This is a genomic window from Streptococcus sp. E29BA, assembly GCF_041807805.1.
Classification (GTDB): domain Bacteria; phylum Bacillota; class Bacilli; order Lactobacillales; family Streptococcaceae; genus Streptococcus; species Streptococcus entericus.
Genome location: NZ_JBGTZA010000072.1, coordinates 1 through 856, shown reverse-complemented (window position 1 = coordinate 856; position 856 = coordinate 1). Strand labels below are relative to the sequence as shown.

The 856-nt window shown below is 37.9% G+C and carries 1 protein-coding gene; it reads right to left on the bottom strand.

The genetic code is table 11. From position 1 onward, the window contains the following. Positions 1–134: 134 nt before the first annotated feature. The gene (locus ACERC8_RS09945; RefSeq protein WP_373659703.1) at positions 135–437 is read right to left on the bottom strand and encodes a hypothetical protein; all 303 of its coding nucleotides are present in this window, start codon (positions 435–437) and stop codon (positions 135–137) included. Between the last annotated feature and the right edge of the window lie 419 nt (positions 438–856).

Here is an 856-nt window from a genome sequence, read left to right as displayed (position 1 = left end):
TCTATCTTTATTCGCTCTTTTATGGTTCATGGGAGTAGCTCATAGGTTTCCTCGTGTTCTGGTAGTGTGGTTACGTATAGTTTACACGACAGAAACGCCATGAGTTTTTTTGTTGCACTATATTTTACAATTTATCATAAGATAAAATACTCAATCTGAATATCTTGTTCAGGGTATGTTTGTGTGAGTTCAGTCGCGATATCATTATACATTTGTCGAAGTGTTGCGATTTTGTCTGGGAAATTGCTCCCCACATAGTGGAAGGTGCACTCGATGGTTAAAAAGAGTTCGTGAAACAGGGCGTTCATTTGTTCTAATTTCTCAAGAAGTTCAGTGTTGCCTTGTAAAAAGCTAGGGGCTTCTTTGCGCTCCGTTGTAAAGGCATCAACAACTTTGACAGGAAAACTCCCGTACTCTAGGCTCAATTCATAGATCATGCGTGGTCTCCTTTATCCGTTTTCATTATTTTACCATAAAATAGCAGAGCTAGCACAAGTGAGGTACTGGCATTGGTATTTTTACAGAAAAAGGAAAGTTCCTACTGTTATGGGTAAAACCTTTCCTTTTNCATTATTTTACCATAAAATAGCAGAGCTAGCACAAGTGAGGTACTGGCATTGGTATTTTTACAGAAAAAGGAAAGTTCCTACTGTTATGGGTAAAACCTTTCCTTTTTGGCTCATTGTCAACTGTAGTGGGTTGACCAATTTAACACCGAGAGAGGACAAGTTTAGTCTTCTCTCGTTTTATGTTTAGCGCAATGAAAATGCGAGTTTTGAAGTTTGAAAAGGCACCCCTTTTCTGTACAATTTTTATAAAGTGTTTTTGTTAAGCGATAACTCGCTTAACCATAGGT

Bases quoted from the DNA above. Each gene is read 5' to 3' on its own strand.
- ACERC8_RS09945 (WP_373659703.1), bottom strand. From the start codon at position 437: ATGATCTATGAATTGAGCCTAGAGTACGGGAGTTTTCCTGTCAAAGTT.